The sequence below is a fragment of the Undibacterium sp. Di27W genome (assembly GCF_049340345.1).
In the GTDB taxonomy this organism is placed as follows: domain Bacteria; phylum Pseudomonadota; class Gammaproteobacteria; order Burkholderiales; family Burkholderiaceae_D; genus Undibacterium.
Genome location: NZ_JBMPOS010000013.1, coordinates 119627 through 134710 on the forward strand (window position 1 = coordinate 119627; position 15084 = coordinate 134710).

The window sequence follows — 15084 nt, forward strand, 5'->3', positions numbered from 1 at the left end:
CGAACAATTATTTAAAAAATACATTTCTCGTGGAAACAAAAAAGTGGATTTATGCCCTGACTTGTTGTCGACGGCTCTTAGAATGATGATTATTCTGATAATGAACAGGATTTACTGTTGTTTTGCGAGTAATCTTGATTTATCCTGAAGCTATCTGTTTTATCTATCGCAATAAGGAGTAGCAATGACTTCTGCAACGCTCGCCAGCATTTTGTATGTTGAAGACGATGCTGATATACAAACCGTGGCACAGATTGCTCTGGAAGTGGTAGGTGGCTTTAGTCTAAAGACTTGTAGTTCAGGCGCGCAGGCTATTGCTGAAGTCAGCGCTGGCTTTGTTCCTGATCTCTTGCTTTTAGATGTCATGATGCCAAATATGGATGGTCCTACCACCCTGGCTGAATTACGCAAATTGCCTATCACAAAAACAACACCCGTTATTTTCATGACTGCCAAGGTGCAGTCGTCGGAAATGGAATTTTATAAATCGCTGGGCGCCATAGGCGTGATTGCAAAACCGTTTGATCCTATGGAACTATCAATTCAGGTGCGGGGCTTATGGCAGGAGAAAGCCTAAATGTCTGACAAAAATGATAGCCTGCAAGAAAAATTGCGTGCTCTCGAGGCTATTTTTTTACAAAAACTGCCTTCCAAATTTGATGAAATCACGCAAACCTTGCAAAAAGTAGTGGAACAACCAGAGGACAAAGAGTCCATGGTTGTCTTGCACCGGCACCTGCATACCATGGCAGGTTCTGCCGGCACCTTTGGCTTTGCCGAAATCGGCGCACAGGCCCGGGTATTTGAATCCACCCTGAAACCTCATCTTGAAGGTAAAGCCTGGCAAGTCGAGGAATTGAAGGCTTATGCCGCTGAGGTCAATCGCTATTTTGAATATGCTTTGCAGCACGACAATGTACCAGTTAATGGTGTTGCCGAAAGCGTGCAGGAAGAAGAGCGTGACAGCAGTGACCCTCATCTGATTTACCTGGTTGACGAGGATGAAGCGCAAAATCAGGAAATCACAGTACAACTTGAGCATTTCGGTTATGAGATAGTGCGCATCAATCACCTGGGCGCGCTGGCCAAGGCTGTCGCCACACGCAGGCCGCATGTCATCGTCATAGAACTGAGCTTCCCGGAAGGCAAGGTTGCCGGCGCTGAGGAAATTTCGCGCATCAAACAGATAGAGCGTTTCCGTATTCCTACTGTCTTTGTCTCGCGCTCCAGCAGTTTTGATTCACGCTTATTGGCAGTGCGTGCCAGTGGCGATGGTTATTTCACCAAGCCTGTTGATGTCGTCGCTCTGACTGAACGCATAGAAGCCCTGTTGCAGCTTGATGAAAACAAGGGTTACCGCGTCCTTATCATCGATGATGATGCTGTCACCTCCAAGTTTTATGGAGCGATTTTGCGTGATGCAGGCATGAATGTCTATCTGCTCAATGACCCTACGCAGATATTGACAGTCATGACGGATTTTCGCCCGGAATTGCTGCTCATGGATATCTATATGCCAGTATGCAGCGGGGTGGAGTTGTCACGCCTGATCAGGCAAGACAATTCCTATGTCGATGTGCCTATCGTATTTTTGTCCAGCGAAGCTGATCTCAGCAAGCAGCTTGATGCAGTCAGGGCCGGGGCTGACGATTTCATCACCAAGCCGGTAGCGCCGGAATATCTGAAATCATCCATTGCTTCCAGGGCTGAGCGCTATCGTTCTTTGCGCGCCCTCATCATGCGTGATGGGCTGACAGGTTTGTTTAATCACACTGCCATCAAGGAGCAATTGTCTTCCGAGATATCACAGGCTGGCCGCACCGGTTCACCGCTGGCATTGGCCATGATAGACCTGGATAACTTTAAATATATCAATGATACCTATGGCCATCCTGCTGGTGACCAGGTCTTGCGCACCTTGGCCAGACTCTTGCGCCAGCGTCTGCGTCGCAGTGACATCGTTGGCCGTTATGGTGGCGAGGAATTTGCCGTGATCTTCCCGGACACTAACGCGACTACCGCCCGTCGGGTACTTGATCAAGTCAGGCAGGCATTCACCAAGATACAGCAGCATTGTGAGGGCGGACACTTCTCCGTTAGTTTCTCGGGCGGCGTGGCTGATCTTGAATCTACTCTGGATGCAGACGAGTTATTTGATATTGCCGATGCAGCCATGTATGTATCAAAGCAAGAGGGCAGGAACCGCATCAGCCTGGCCTGATCTTCTGCTGCGACATAAGGGGCCAATCAACTTGGCCTGTTATGTTTTCCAAGCAGGGTAGACCCTGCTTGTTTCCAATACTTACATATTCAAAAAGCAAACACAGACTGAGTTCGGTGTACACTGGAATATCTTCATTGTTGTTCAGGTTGATTAGTGTTTCCAAAATTTCTTCTGGGTAACCCTACTCTGGGTGCCATGTTGATGCTCTACCTGCTTCTGGCTTTCGCAAGTGTTAGCGTGGGCAGGCATAGCTCGCCCGAGAGCCAGTTACGCAAACAAGTCAATGCCTGGTGGTTTCTTTTTCCTGTTGTCAGCCTGAGTCTGCTTTTATATCCTGTGGGCCCACTATTGATGGCCCTGCTGATCGTGGTATTGGCTGTGCGTGAGTTATCCCTGCACTATACCGGGCCACGCTGGCGTTTCCTTTTGCCTTGCCTGATACTCGTGTTGCTGCAAGTTGCCTTGCAATATGTAGACAGTTTTGATTCCAGCCTGATCTTGCCTGCCTTGCTGTGCCTGCAAGCCTTGCAGTTTTTCATCTGGCGACGACGCAATCAATTACTCCTGATGTTGTTCTTGCTGCTTTGTTATGGCTTGAGCTTCATGCTGGAACTGTTGACCTTGCCATTTTCTAACGAAGTCAGGATGGCCTGGTTTTTTTACCTGTTTGTCGTCACTGCCTTGAATGACATCGCCCAGTTTGTCAGCGGCAAAATCTTTGGCAAACAAACCATAGCTCCCACCATCAGCCCGAATAAAACGGTACAAGGTTTAATGGGTGGTGTGGCAGTTTCCATGTTCGTTTCACTTGGTCTTGGCATGTACCTGCATTTGGCCAGCACCACTTATTTATTGCTGATGGGCATTTTGCTGTCACTTGGTGGTTTCGCCGGTGACCTGATATTTTCAGCTGCAAAACGCTATCTGAAGATCAAGGATTTTTCTGAATTGATACCCGGTCATGGTGGCATACTGGACAGGGTGGATAGCCTGGTCTTGACCGCTCCCTTACTGTATCTGGGTCTCCTGTTCTGAAAAATGAATATTTAATAAAGGACTATGCATGACAACAGAATTGCAAACAAAATGGCTGTGCAGTGAATCTGGCTTTGATAGCCACGACAGCACTCGTTTGTTTTACCGCATCTGGCAACCACTGGCTATCCCCGCAAAGCAAGAGCAAAAGGCGCTGATATTTTTACACCGTGGGCATGAACATTCTGGTCGCATAGGCCCATTGGTAGAGCAATTTGGTTTTACCAATGACTGGGCATTTGCCTGGGATGCGCGCGGCCATGGCAATTCGCCGGGCGAGCGTGGTGATGCGCCAGATTTTCAAACCATGGTGCGCGATTTTGACAGCTTCATCCATCATATTCAGCATAGTTATGGCATAGCCAAAGAAAACATGCTCATCGTGGCTAACAGTGTAGGGGCAGTGATTGCTGCTACCTGGCTGCACGACTATGCGCCGCGTGTGCGCGGCGTGGTCATGGCGGCTGCGGCATTTGATATCAATCTGTATGTACCATTGGCCAAGCCAGCGCTACGTTTTGCCACCTGCTTCAAACCTGACTTATTTGTCACCAGCTATATACGCTCATCCATGCTCACGCATTCTGCTGAGCAGGCCAAAGCCTATGATGCCGACCCGCTGATTACCAAGAATATTTCTGCCCGTGTTTTACTGGATCTGGCGGATACTGCCAAGCGCGTGGTGCAGGATGCCCAGGCGATCGATGCACCCGTGCTGATGCTGGTCGCTGACAAGGATTATGTCGTCAAGCAGGCACCGCAAAAGCAATTCTTTGAGAGTATCTCATCTACCTTGAAACGCTATGTCCTCATAGAAAACTGCCATCACGCGATTTTTTATGAGAGCGAAAGCCAGGTGCAGCAAGCTATACAGGCCGCCAAGGATTTCATCGTTGAATGTTATGCCAAAGAGCTATTGCCCTTGCCGCATTACTTCAAGGCTGATACCTTAAGCCAGAGCGCGCGTCAGTACCAGGCACTGCAGCAAGACAAATTAGGTGGTGCGCTGGAAAACGCTTTTTACGGCGTGCAAAAATTCATGCTCGATCACTTAGGCAAACTCAGTAATGGCATGCGCATAGGTTTGGAACACGGCTTTGATTCCGGTGCATCACTCGACTATGTCTACCGTAACCAGGCCGGTGGGCGTTTGCTGATCGGTGGCACGATAGACCGTGGCTATCTGGATGCGATAGGCTGGCGCGGCATACGCCAGCGCAAGGCGCAGATGCAGCAGACTTTATCTGACCTGATACAGCAATATCCGGCAGACCAGCCTGTGCGCATACTTGATATTGCTGCCGGTGGTGGCCGTTATGTGCTGGAAACCATCAAGCGCTTCCAGAACCGCGATATAGAAGTCAGCCTGCGCGACTTTGACCAGGCCAATCTGGATCAGGCCAAATTGCTGGCAGAACGTTTGCAGTTGAAAAACAAGATCAGCTACCAATGCCGCGATGCCTTTGCTGCCACCAGTTATCCGGCGGAAGAAGATGCCTATGACATCGTCATCGTATCTGGCTTGTATGAACTGTTCAGTGACAATGTGCTGGTACTGGCATCCCTGCGCGGCATACAGCAACAATTGAAAATCGGCGGTCACCTGGTCTACACCGGCCAGCCATGGCACCCGCAGTTATTGATGATCGCCAAGACCCTCAATAGCCATCGAGGCCAGTCATGGCAAATGCGCCCACGTCCACAGGCTGAGATGGATGCCCTGGTTGCCAGCATAGGTTGCAAAAAAATTGCTACCCAGCTCGGTATAGCTGGGATATTTACGGTGTCGGTGGCGCAGCGTGATGCGGCAATGCCCGTTTTATCCGATTGAACAAAGTCCAGAACAAGAGCAGCAGGACTATCATCAACACGGCATTCAGCCAGATGGCTGGCAGCTGAAACGCCACTAGTAGGGCCAGCAAACCAAAGGCAAAAGCGCGATCGCTTTTGCCCATGGGTCCATCAAAACGGCGTTTGGAACCTGCCAGCAAGGCAGCAACGCCAGCAAACTCTGTCAACAGCGCCAGCATGGCGACTGCCATCAGCAAAGGCGCTTGTATCCCCGTCACCAGGGCAAAAGGCAAGACCAGGGCCGCATCCGAGACCTGGTCGCCAAGCTCATTCAGAATGGCTCCAAAAGCTGTTTTTTGCTGGGTGAAATTCGCCAGCATGCCATCAATCGCATTCAGTGCCATACGTACAAACATGAAAACCGGCAAGCCCAGCCACAAGCTTTTATTTTGCGGATAACAGGCGAGAGCAATCCCGTAAGCAATGGATAAGACCATCGCCAGCAAGGTCACCTGGTTGGGCGTGACATGTCGATTTGCCAGACCAGCCAGCAAGGGTTGTAGCAATTGCTGGAAGCGCGGCTTCAACTGGTAAATGGAAAAGCTCATGACTTGCTTAGTACTCCTTGTGACATATACAGTTTGGCCAGCAATATACATCGGCTATAACCCATGGCGCAATGCAGGTAGACCGTTTTGCCATCAGCGATTTCTGCGCGCAGGCGCTGCAAAATCTCTTTCATTGCTTCGTTTGTTGGTGTCGTCAAATCCAGCAGGGGGAAATGCCAGTAACCATGGCTACGCAAAGCCGGGGTTTCGCTGAGTTCATTTGCCAGGTCTATGATGCTGCAATCCGATGGCAGTTGTGCTGCTTCTTTGGCACTCAGGCGGCGGCCTACTAGTAATTGCTCAGTCAGTTTGATAATCACAGGTTTGCGTCGCTCGCGCCACACCACGGCATACCAGGTCAACTGGTAACCAATCAGATAGGGTGCATACATCAGCCATATCCACCAGGGATGCCGCCCCTTTTTCTTATGCAGGAAATACCGGTCACCACGGTAGTAAGCCGTGCTGACCAGCAGCAGGCTGCATGCAATATACAGGGCAAACAGATTGTGCCTGGCGATGACACCTGTAATCAGGAGCAGGCTGGCAAATATCAGGTAATAGAAGGCGACCTGCGGTTCCGTCTTTTTCGGTGTGACCAGCAGTATGCAAAGCCAGCCCAGCAAGAGACCGGCAAGCACGTCCAGCAGATGGTGCTGATAAGTGAACAGGGTAGAGGTGGCTGTCAGTAATAACCAGGCTGCCAGGGTAATGCGCAGCGGGGTAGATCGCACATGTCTGTGCAAGGCGGTCCAGAATAAAACGCAGTAAGCAACATGCAAGGATGGCAATTGATTATACGGCTTATCCATCAACGCCAGATAATCATATAGATAGACGCACCATGCAGATGAAATGGCAGGTCGGGGCCAGCTGAATTGCAAGGGGTAGAGCACAAAGATGAAGGCCGCTATGATCGTTGCTAACAGCAGGCGCTGGCTGAGCAAGCGCAATTGATCCTGGCTGCGGACCATGAAGAAGGCCAGGCAAAAAAACAGACCAGAACTCAGGTAGGGCAAGATCATCCATTGTAAAAACGGGATGGAAGCCTCAAATGGCAATACAGCATGACGATTGACGCCCAAATGCTGTGCCAGCGCATTGGCGGTCAGATAACACAGGGCAAACGTCAAGGAATTCAGCAACAAATGACGCAAGCGGTGTTGCACAGTTGCAGGAGTGGACGGCATTTATGATGCGTATGGTCTTAACAGTGTGATATTTTAGCAGGATGAATCAAGTTAAAAAATATAAACGCTGCATGGTATTTGCAGGTGGTGGTTTTCGTTTTGGCATTTATCTGGGAATGTACGCAGCAGCCTGTGAGGCTGGCCGTGCGCCGGATCTACTGCTGGCCAGTTGTGGTGGTGCCATCGCAGCCAGCATTATTTCGGGTTTGCCGGATGATGCTCAGCGCAAGGCCTGGCTCAGCTCAGAAGACATGTACCATTACTGGAGTGGCCTGCAATCCTCACCCAGGGCAGGCATAGTCCGCACCCTGGCCCTGGCTGCCCGGCGTGGTTTTTCACGCGGCTCTGCTGCGACCATACCCGATCTGTTCAATGAATACCTGTTTGAAATCCCGCCAGAATTGCCTTTGCCCAAGCTCGCAGCCAGCGAACAATCAGTCGCCACCGCCATCATAGGTGGCAAACTGCTGTTTGATGAAAGCGAAGTCGGGCAACCGCGCGGCCAGCGCAAATTATTTGCGGAAACCGTCTTTTGTGAGCCCAGGGCCGCGGCTTTGCTGGATGGCATGACTTCACCGCTGGCAGACTCCCGCTGGGGCGAGCATGCCATTGCAGAAGAATTGTTATGCGATGTGCAAACGCCAACCAGTCTGGCGGCACGCATTTCCATCACGGACATGTTTTACTTCCGTTGTCACGCCCATGCCAATGGACATTATTTTGGTGGCGTGCTGGACTTGTTCCCCATAGAAGTGGCCAGACGCCTGGCTGATGAAGTCATGATGGAATTCAAGCAAAGCTTCGATCAGGCTTTTTCCATCCCTGCCTGGCGCACAGTCCTGGGCCTGGATGGCAATGCCCGCCTGCGCTATGTGAATGGCCAGCCTGTTGATGTGCGCATCGATACTTCAGACGTGGCGACAGTACTCAACAAGGAAGCCGTACAAAAGAAACTGGATTGGCGGCGTAACCGCATCACTTTGCAAATGCCCAAAAATCATGCCACCTATGTCGCCTATATGGAGGCCCAATGGCAATATGGCTATGCACGCGGCATGGAAGCCTTTACCCGCGAGGCCGCTTATGATGAAACCATGATACGCAGCAGTGATAAATATAGCCGGGGCATGGCCTGAGCATGAATATCATGGTGATAGGCGGCACCAGTGGCATAGGGCTGGCCCTGGCACGCCACTATTTACAGCGCGGCGACAGGGTGGCAGTCTGTGGCCGCCATCTGCAACGCCTGCCTGCTGATTTGCATAGTGCAGTCAGTTACCAGCTCGATATCGCAGACCGCAGCAGTTTGTCGCAAGCCATCGATGACTTTGCTGCACAAGGCCTGGATATGCTGATCGTCTCTGCAGGCATCTACTTCAATACCCGCAGCCATTTGCTGGATGAGGCAGCTACCCTGCATATGTTGCGCACCAATGTCAGCGGCCTGAGTCATGCGTTTGAACTGGCTGCTGAAAAAATGCTCCCGCAAAAATCAGGGCAACTCGTCGCCATTTCATCGATCGCAGGGCTGCTGCATGATTATCCTGGTGCATCCGTCTATAGCGCAAGCAAGCGCAGCGTATTGAGTTTATGCGATACCTACCGCATTGCGCTAAAGCCGTTTTCTATTGCTGTGACGGCGATAGTGCCTGGTTATATTGATACCGCAAAACTGAGGGCCTTGAATGAGGGTGATGCCAGTCATAAGCCTTTTATCATGTCTGAGCAGAAGGCGGCGGCGCTGATCGTGGATGCGATTACTGCGCGGCGCGACAGGGTCGTGTTTCCCTGGCAGATGAAGTGGCTAATTGCGACATTGAATCTGTTGCCGAGGTGGGTGTTGAAGTTAAGGAAGTAGGGCATCTTTTACAGATGCCTTTCATGTCAAATGCAACAGCCTTAGTGGCGTCATTCCTCCATATCTTAAGCAGGAATCTAATGGCGTTCACCGCATTCTGTGCAGGTTCATTTATCTCAGATGCCTAGCCAGGTTGACCTTTGTGCTGCACTTCAATTCTCTTGCGAAAGGATCTCGAGCAATAAGGCGAGATTTCTTTCCAATAGAGGTCCTGTGCGTATAGGAATTGCAAAAATCAAAAGCAGCATCAACTTGAGTCTCAAAAAATCTTTATAATTTGGCACATGATTTTTTTGTAGATATCGCAATCCATACGACATATGCCAAATTGAGAGAAGAGATGATTAAAGAAAACATTGATGTCAAAATGATCGAATGCCGCATTTCAGGGCGTAGCTTATTGCGGGCAATTTGCCTGGCATTCTTGATGTACAGCGCAGCGGGCATGTCGACTGCAAGTGAAAAAGATACGAAGCCCGGAAGCAGTGTAGTACTTGATGAGGCGAAGATTCATGACATGCGTGAGAAAGCCATCAAGGGCGATGCAGATGCTCAATATCAAATGGGTCTGATGTATGCAACGGGCAAGGGCGCTGCTCAAAACTATGATGAGGCATTGAGATGGTTTCGTCCTGCGGCTCAGCACGGCTCTGCAAAGGCCGAGACATCTATGGGATTTATGTACGCCAATGGATTTGCTGTCACGAAGAGTGATGCCCAGGCGCTGTATTGGTATGAAAAGGCTGCGAATCATGGCGACCCTGTCGCACAAAATAATTTAGCAATGCTGTATGACCAGGGGATAGGAAATCAGCCGCATTCCAGGGACGCCAGCAAGGCATTGAAGTGGTATCGGAAAGCAGCAGAACAAGGCGTAGTCGCTGCTCAGGCACGTCTGGGCTTCATTTATATGATAGGTGAAGATATCGCCAGGAATGGCGATGAAGCATTTACCTGGATGAGCAAGGCCGCAAGACAAGGGCATCTGGAATCGATGGCCAATCTGGGTTATTTATATGAGCAAGGTTTTGGTATAAAACAAAGTTATGCTGAAGCCTTGAAATGGTATCAGACTGCTGCCAATGCGGGCTCTCCTATGGGTGAATTCAATATTGCTCACTTATATCAGGAAGGTCTGGGTGTAGAAAAAGACAGTGCGTTGGCCCTGAGCTGGTATAGAAAAGCGACCGATCATGGAATGGCGGAAGCGTGGACGCGTTTGGCGAGTGCCAGCCGTCGTGGTGAGGGAACGATAAAAAATCAAGCTGAAGCAGTCAGGCTGTACCGGATTGCAGCCGATATGGGCAGCGTCAACGCGCAGCATGATCTTGGTCTTGCTTACATGGCTGGCGATGGCGCCCCGCAAGATGATATAGAAGCGGAAAAGAGGTTTGAACAGGCCGCTGATCAAGGTGACGTCGAAACACAATTTCTGCTTTTTAAGTTTTATCTTGACAGGTATGACAGGAATGGAAATCTTGGGGCAGAGTCTTTCTTTAAAAAATCTGCCAACTCAGTCAAAGCCTATAAGTGGCTTTTGATTGCAAAGTCAAACTCGATAAAAGATTGCAAGGTTTGCAAAACTGCTGACAGTTATTTACAGATAGCTGATTTAGCCATGACAGCAAAAGATATCAAGCAAGCAAAGGACTATGTAATCGAATGGAAGACAAGATTTTCGAAAAGGCCACGAAAAGAAATATTGCCGCTCTAGTCAAGTATTGTCAGCGCATTTAGTGGCATGCCCGCTTTTATCGAAAACTTTAAAAAGTAAATCGTCCAGGACACTTAGGTCATGGACGATTTTCAATGTGACATTCAGCGAATACTACAGATCAAGCGAAAACAGCCATTACTCTTTCACCGTGATCTTCTGCAAACCACTAGCCTTGATCTTCGCTTCCAGAGCCTTGCCTTTACGCGCACGCTTGCCGATATGGATGCCTAGGCCTGTTGCACTGAGATTGACTTCCTGAGGTTTGCCGCCACGGCCTATGCCGAGCACGCGTACACCGCGCTGGCTGATGGCCTGGGCTGATACGAGGCTTTCCTTGTCTTCCAGTTCCATCAAGATCACACCACGGCCACCGCTGGAGAGTTGCTTGATTTCTGCCAGACCAAAGACCAGCAAGCGGCCTTTTTCTGACAAGCAGGCAATTGCGCTGGCGTCGTCAGTAACTACTGTAGGTGGCAATGGCTGGTCGGCTTCTTCCAGTGTCATGAAGGCTTTACCGGCTTTCATGCGGCCTATCATGTCGCCGACTTTGGCGGTAAAGCCATAACCAGCAGTGGATGACAGCAACAGGCAGATATCAGCACTACCGGCAAAGTAATGCAGGATTTTGCTACCAGCGGCCAGGTCTATCAGGGTGGTGATAGGTACACCGTCACCACGCGCACCAGGCAGGGCAGAGACCGCGACGGAATACACGCGACCATTTGAGCCAAACACCAGCATCTGGTCTACCGTGCGGCATTCAAAGGTGCCATACAGACTGTCGCCAGCCTTGAAAGTGAACTGGCCATTGTCATGACCGTGACCAGTACGTGCACGTACCCAGCCTTTTTCCGAGATGACCACGGTGACTGGTTCATCAATGACTTTTTGTTCGACAGAAGCTTTGGCTGCTTCTTCGATGACAGTGCGGCGGGCATCGCCAAATTGCTTGGCGTCAGCTTCGATTTCCTTGATGAGCATGCGCTTCATTGAGGATGGGTTTTCCAGCAAATCATGCAGGCCCGCTTTTTCTTTGCGTAATTCATCCAGTTGCTGCTGTATCTTGATCGCTTCCAGGCGTGCCAACTGGCGCAAGCGAATTTCAAGAATATCTTCAGCCTGCACATCCGACAGCTTGAAGGCAGCAATCAGTGCAGGCTTGGGATCATCAGATTCACGGATGATGCGTATGACTTCATCAATATTCAGCAATACTGCTTCACGACCTTCCAGGATATGGATGCGGTCATCGACTTTCTTGAGGCGGAACTGTGTGCGGCGTGTGACGGTGGTAAAGCGGAAGGCTATCCATTCGCTGAGGATGTCGAGCAAACCTTTCTGGCGTGGACGGCCATCGCCACCTATCATCACCAGATTGATCGATGCCGAAGTTTCCAATGAAGTATGCGCCAGCAGCATTTGCATGAACTCGGCCTGGTCCTGGTTCTTGGATTTTGGTTCCAGTACCAGGCGTACAGGCGCATCCTTGCCGGATTCATCACGCACGGTGTCGAGCACAGACAGGATGACCTGTTTCAATGCCGCCTGTTCTGGCGACAGCGTCTTTTTACCCAGCTTGATCTTGGGATTGGTCAGCTCATCAATTTCTTCCAGCACTTTTTGTGACGAGGTGCCAGGCGGTAGTTCAGTGACCACGGCTTGCCATTGGCCGCGCGCCATTTCTTCTATCTTCCAGCGGGCACGCACCTTCATGCTGCCACGGCCTGTTGCATACATATCGGCGATGGTAGATGCTGGGGTAATGATTTGCCCGCCACCCGGGAAGTCCGGGCCGGGAATATATTCCATCAACTCGGCATGCTTCATAGCCGGGTTGCGTATCAGGGCCACGGCGGCTTTGGCGACTTCAGTCAGGTTGTGCGAAGGGATTTCTGTCGCCAGACCAACTGCAATACCGGATGCACCATTCAGCAAGACGAAGGGTAGGCGGCTGGGCAGTAATTTTGGCTCTTCGGTAGTGCCGTCATAGTTAGGCTGGAAATCGACTGTACCCTGGTCGATTTCATCCATGAGTAACCTGGCGATGGGTGTCAGACGCGCTTCTGTATATCGCATCGCCGCTGCACCGTCGCCGTCGCGTGAGCCGAAGTTACCCTGACCATCAATCAAAGGATAGCGCAGCGAGAAATCCTGCGCCATCCGTACCAATGCATCATAGACAGACTGGTCGCCATGTGGATGCAGCTTACCCAGTACATCACCAACGACAGCGGCAGATTTGCGTGGTTTGGCTGCAGAGTTCAGGCCCAGCTCATTCATTGCATACAAAATGCGGCGTTGCACGGGTTTTTGACCGTCGCACACATCGGGCAGGGCACGGCCTTTGACGACCGAGATGGCGTAGTCAAGATAGGCGCGTTCAGCAAAGGTCGCCAGGGTCAGTGTTTCACCATCGCCAGGTGGCGGTGGAGTTTGATCAAATAAATTCGCTTGTTCGCTCATGATTCTTTTTCGTATTTTTGATGCTGTTATATTCCATATAGCTGTTCAGAAGTTGCTGAGTAAGCGTAGCGAGCGGCGTTAGTTTGACGTATTTGCAACCCGGAAACGCAGCCGTACGAAAGTACGGCGAGTATCGCAGGCTCAAAATCACGTCGCGCTTAGCTTAATCAGCGGCTTCTTATATGTCGGCTTCAACTGCGTTACCATGCTCTTCTATCCAGGCTCGGCGGGCGGCGGCTTCGCCTTTGCCCATCAGCATATTGAAACGGCCTTCAGAAAAGATCTGATCAAACTCACCCAGAGAAACTGGCAACAGACGACGTGTGTCGGGGTTCATGGTGGTTTCCCATAACTGGCTAGCATTCATTTCACCCAGGCCTTTGAAGCGGGAGATTGCCCAGGCGCCATCCTTGACACCGTCCTTGCGCAATTTGTCTTCGATAGCGATAAGTTCGCCTTGATCCAGTGCATAGATTTTCTGTGCCGGTTTCTTGCCACGTGCAGGCGCATCGACGCGGAACAAGGGCGGGCGCGCCACGCAGATATGGCCACGCGCAATCAGTTGCGGGAAATGGCGGAAGAATAGTGTCAACAGTAAAACCTGAATGTGCGAACCATCAACGTCCGCATCAGAGAGTATGCAAATTTTGCCGTAGCGCAGATTGGTAAAATCAACGATCTCATTCACACCATGTGGATCGACGCCGATGGCAACGGCGATATCATGGATCTCATTATTGGCAAACAGGCGGTCGCGCTCAGATTCCCATGAGTTCAAGACCTTGCCGCGCAGTGGCAAGATCGCCTGGAATTCCTTGTCGCGGCCCATCTTGGCAGAGCCACCGGCAGAGTCACCCTCGACCAGGAAGATTTCATTGCGGGCAATGTCATTCGATTCGCAATCGGTCAGCTTGCCTGGCAAGACGGCCACGCCTGAGGATTTTTTCTTTTCCACTTTCTGGGCAGAGCGCAGGCGCGATTGTGCTTGCTTGATGACCAGTTCAGCCAGTTTCTTGCCATATTCCACGTGGGAATTCAGCCACAGTTCCAGTGGTGGCTTGGTAAAAGAAGATACCAGGCGCACTGCATCGCGTGAATTCAGCCTTTCCTTGATCTGGCCCTGGAACTGTGGGTCGAGTACCTTGGCGGACAAAACGAAGGATACGCGGGCAAATACGTCTTCCGGCAAGAGCTTGACACCCTTGGGCAGCAGGGAATGCATCTCTGCGAAACTCTTCACTGCACCAAACAGACCTTCGCGCAAGCCGGATTCATGCGTACCGCCAGCGGGCGTAGGGATGAGGTTGACATAGGATTCGCGGACGACATTGCCTTCCTCCGTCCAGGCCACTACCCAGGAGGCACCTTCGCCTTCAGCAAAGCCGTCACTGTCGGAATTGGCAAACTGCTCGCCTTCAAACAGCGGGATCAGTGGTTCGCCATGGGAAGACTGCGCCAGCGCTTCGGTCAGATAGCCGCGCAAGCCCTGGTCATATTGCCAGGTCTGGCTTTCACCGGTTTTGGCATTGGTCAGCGTGACCTTTACACCAGGCAGCAACACTGCCTTGGAGCGCAACAGGCGCTGCAATTCGCTTTGCGGGATATTGGCACTGTCAAAATACTTAGCATCTGGCCAGATGGTGACGCGAGTACCGCTCTTTTTTTCACCGCGCGCCAGAGGCTGGCTGCGCAGCGGTTCTATCACATCGCCATTGGCAAAAGTCAGGTTATGCAAACCTGCTTCGCGCCAGACTGTGATTTCCAGGCGCTTGGACAGGGCATTAGTGACTGAGACACCAACGCCATGCAAGCCGCCGGAAAAGGCATAGGCACCGCCAGAACCTTTGTCGAACTTGCCCCCTGCATGCAGGCGGGTGAAGACGATTTCCACGGTAGGCACGCCTTCTTCAGGGTGCAAACCGACTGGAATACCACGGCCATCATCTTCTACACTGATACTGGTATCAGCATTGATGGTCACCAGAATGTTTTTACAATGCCCACCCAGCGCCTCATCCGAGGCATTGTCGATGACCTCTTGTATGATATGCAGGGGATTTTCGGTGCGGGTATACATCCCCGGTCTTTGTTTGACCGGCTCCAGGCCTTTGAGTACTCGGATGGATGATTCGCTATAGTCTGACGGAGAAGTATTTTTTTTAGTGGCCATGCGAATGAAAATCTGTTGTTTTGGTTAA

The 15084-nt window shown here is 51.0% G+C and carries 11 protein-coding genes; 7 read left to right on the plus strand and 4 right to left on the minus strand.

What is annotated here, in order from left to right:
- Positions 1 to 184: 184 nt before the first annotated feature.
- The 4 genes from ACO0LF_RS23635 to ACO0LF_RS23650 all read left to right on the plus strand — a co-directional run bounded on the left by ACO0LF_RS23635 (position 185) and on the right by ACO0LF_RS23650 (position 5090).
- A complete protein-coding gene (locus ACO0LF_RS23635) occupies positions 185 to 577 on the plus strand; it encodes a response regulator (protein WP_423003206.1) in 393 nt (130 codons plus the stop codon).
- Positions 578 to 2221 carry a diguanylate cyclase gene (locus ACO0LF_RS23640; protein WP_423018477.1) on the plus strand — a complete coding sequence of 548 codons (1644 nt, stop codon included), beginning with the start codon at positions 578 to 580 and terminating at the stop codon, positions 2219 to 2221.
- Positions 2222 to 2377: 156 nt separating this feature from the next.
- Positions 2378 to 3259: a phosphatidate cytidylyltransferase gene (locus ACO0LF_RS23645; RefSeq protein ID WP_423018478.1), complete on the plus strand. Its 882-nt coding sequence runs from the start codon at positions 2378 to 2380 to the stop codon at positions 3257 to 3259.
- Positions 3260 to 3287: 28 nt separating this feature from the next.
- Positions 3288 to 5090: a bifunctional alpha/beta hydrolase/class I SAM-dependent methyltransferase gene (locus ACO0LF_RS23650; protein ID WP_423018480.1), complete on the plus strand. Its 1803-nt coding sequence runs from the start codon at positions 3288 to 3290 to the stop codon at positions 5088 to 5090.
- Here the strand turns inward: ACO0LF_RS23650 and ACO0LF_RS23655 are convergent.
- Entirely contained in the window at positions 5038 to 5658 is a 621-nt protein-coding gene (locus tag ACO0LF_RS23655; protein ID WP_423018482.1) for a CDP-alcohol phosphatidyltransferase family protein, read from the minus strand. The genes ACO0LF_RS23650 and ACO0LF_RS23655 overlap by 53 nt on opposite strands.
- On the minus strand, positions 5655 to 6848 hold the full coding sequence (locus tag ACO0LF_RS23660; protein ID WP_423018484.1) for a phosphatase PAP2 family protein: 1194 nt from the start codon (positions 6846 to 6848) through the stop codon (positions 5655 to 5657). Before ACO0LF_RS23660 ends, ACO0LF_RS23655 begins: the two co-directional genes overlap by 4 nt.
- Positions 6849 to 6889: 41 nt before the next feature.
- On the opposite strand from ACO0LF_RS23660, the gene ACO0LF_RS23665 reads away from it, so the two are divergent.
- From ACO0LF_RS23665 to ACO0LF_RS23675, 3 genes are all read left to right on the plus strand, one after another.
- Positions 6890 to 7984 carry a hypothetical protein gene (locus ACO0LF_RS23665; protein ID WP_423018486.1) on the plus strand — a complete coding sequence of 365 codons (1095 nt, stop codon included), beginning with the start codon at positions 6890 to 6892 and terminating at the stop codon, positions 7982 to 7984.
- 2 nt (positions 7985 to 7986) lie between these two features.
- Positions 7987 to 8706: an SDR family NAD(P)-dependent oxidoreductase gene (locus tag ACO0LF_RS23670; RefSeq protein WP_423018488.1), complete on the plus strand. Its 720-nt coding sequence runs from the start codon at positions 7987 to 7989 to the stop codon at positions 8704 to 8706.
- A 340-nt stretch (positions 8707 to 9046) separates the two neighbouring features.
- Positions 9047 to 10420 (plus strand): tetratricopeptide repeat protein, encoded by a 1374-nt coding sequence (locus tag ACO0LF_RS23675; RefSeq protein ID WP_423018490.1) that lies wholly within the window; start codon positions 9047 to 9049, stop codon positions 10418 to 10420.
- 138 nt (positions 10421 to 10558) lie between these two features.
- Here ACO0LF_RS23675 and parC read toward each other — a convergent pair whose 3' ends face one another.
- On the minus strand, positions 10559 to 12886 hold the full coding sequence (parC, locus tag ACO0LF_RS23680) for a DNA topoisomerase IV subunit A (RefSeq protein ID WP_423018492.1): 2328 nt from the start codon (positions 12884 to 12886) through the stop codon (positions 10559 to 10561).
- Positions 12887 to 13064: 178 nt separating this feature from the next.
- Positions 13065 to 15056 carry a DNA topoisomerase IV subunit B gene (locus ACO0LF_RS23685; protein WP_423018494.1) on the minus strand — a complete coding sequence of 664 codons (1992 nt, stop codon included), beginning with the start codon at positions 15054 to 15056 and terminating at the stop codon, positions 13065 to 13067.
- Positions 15057 to 15084 lie beyond the last annotated feature (28 nt).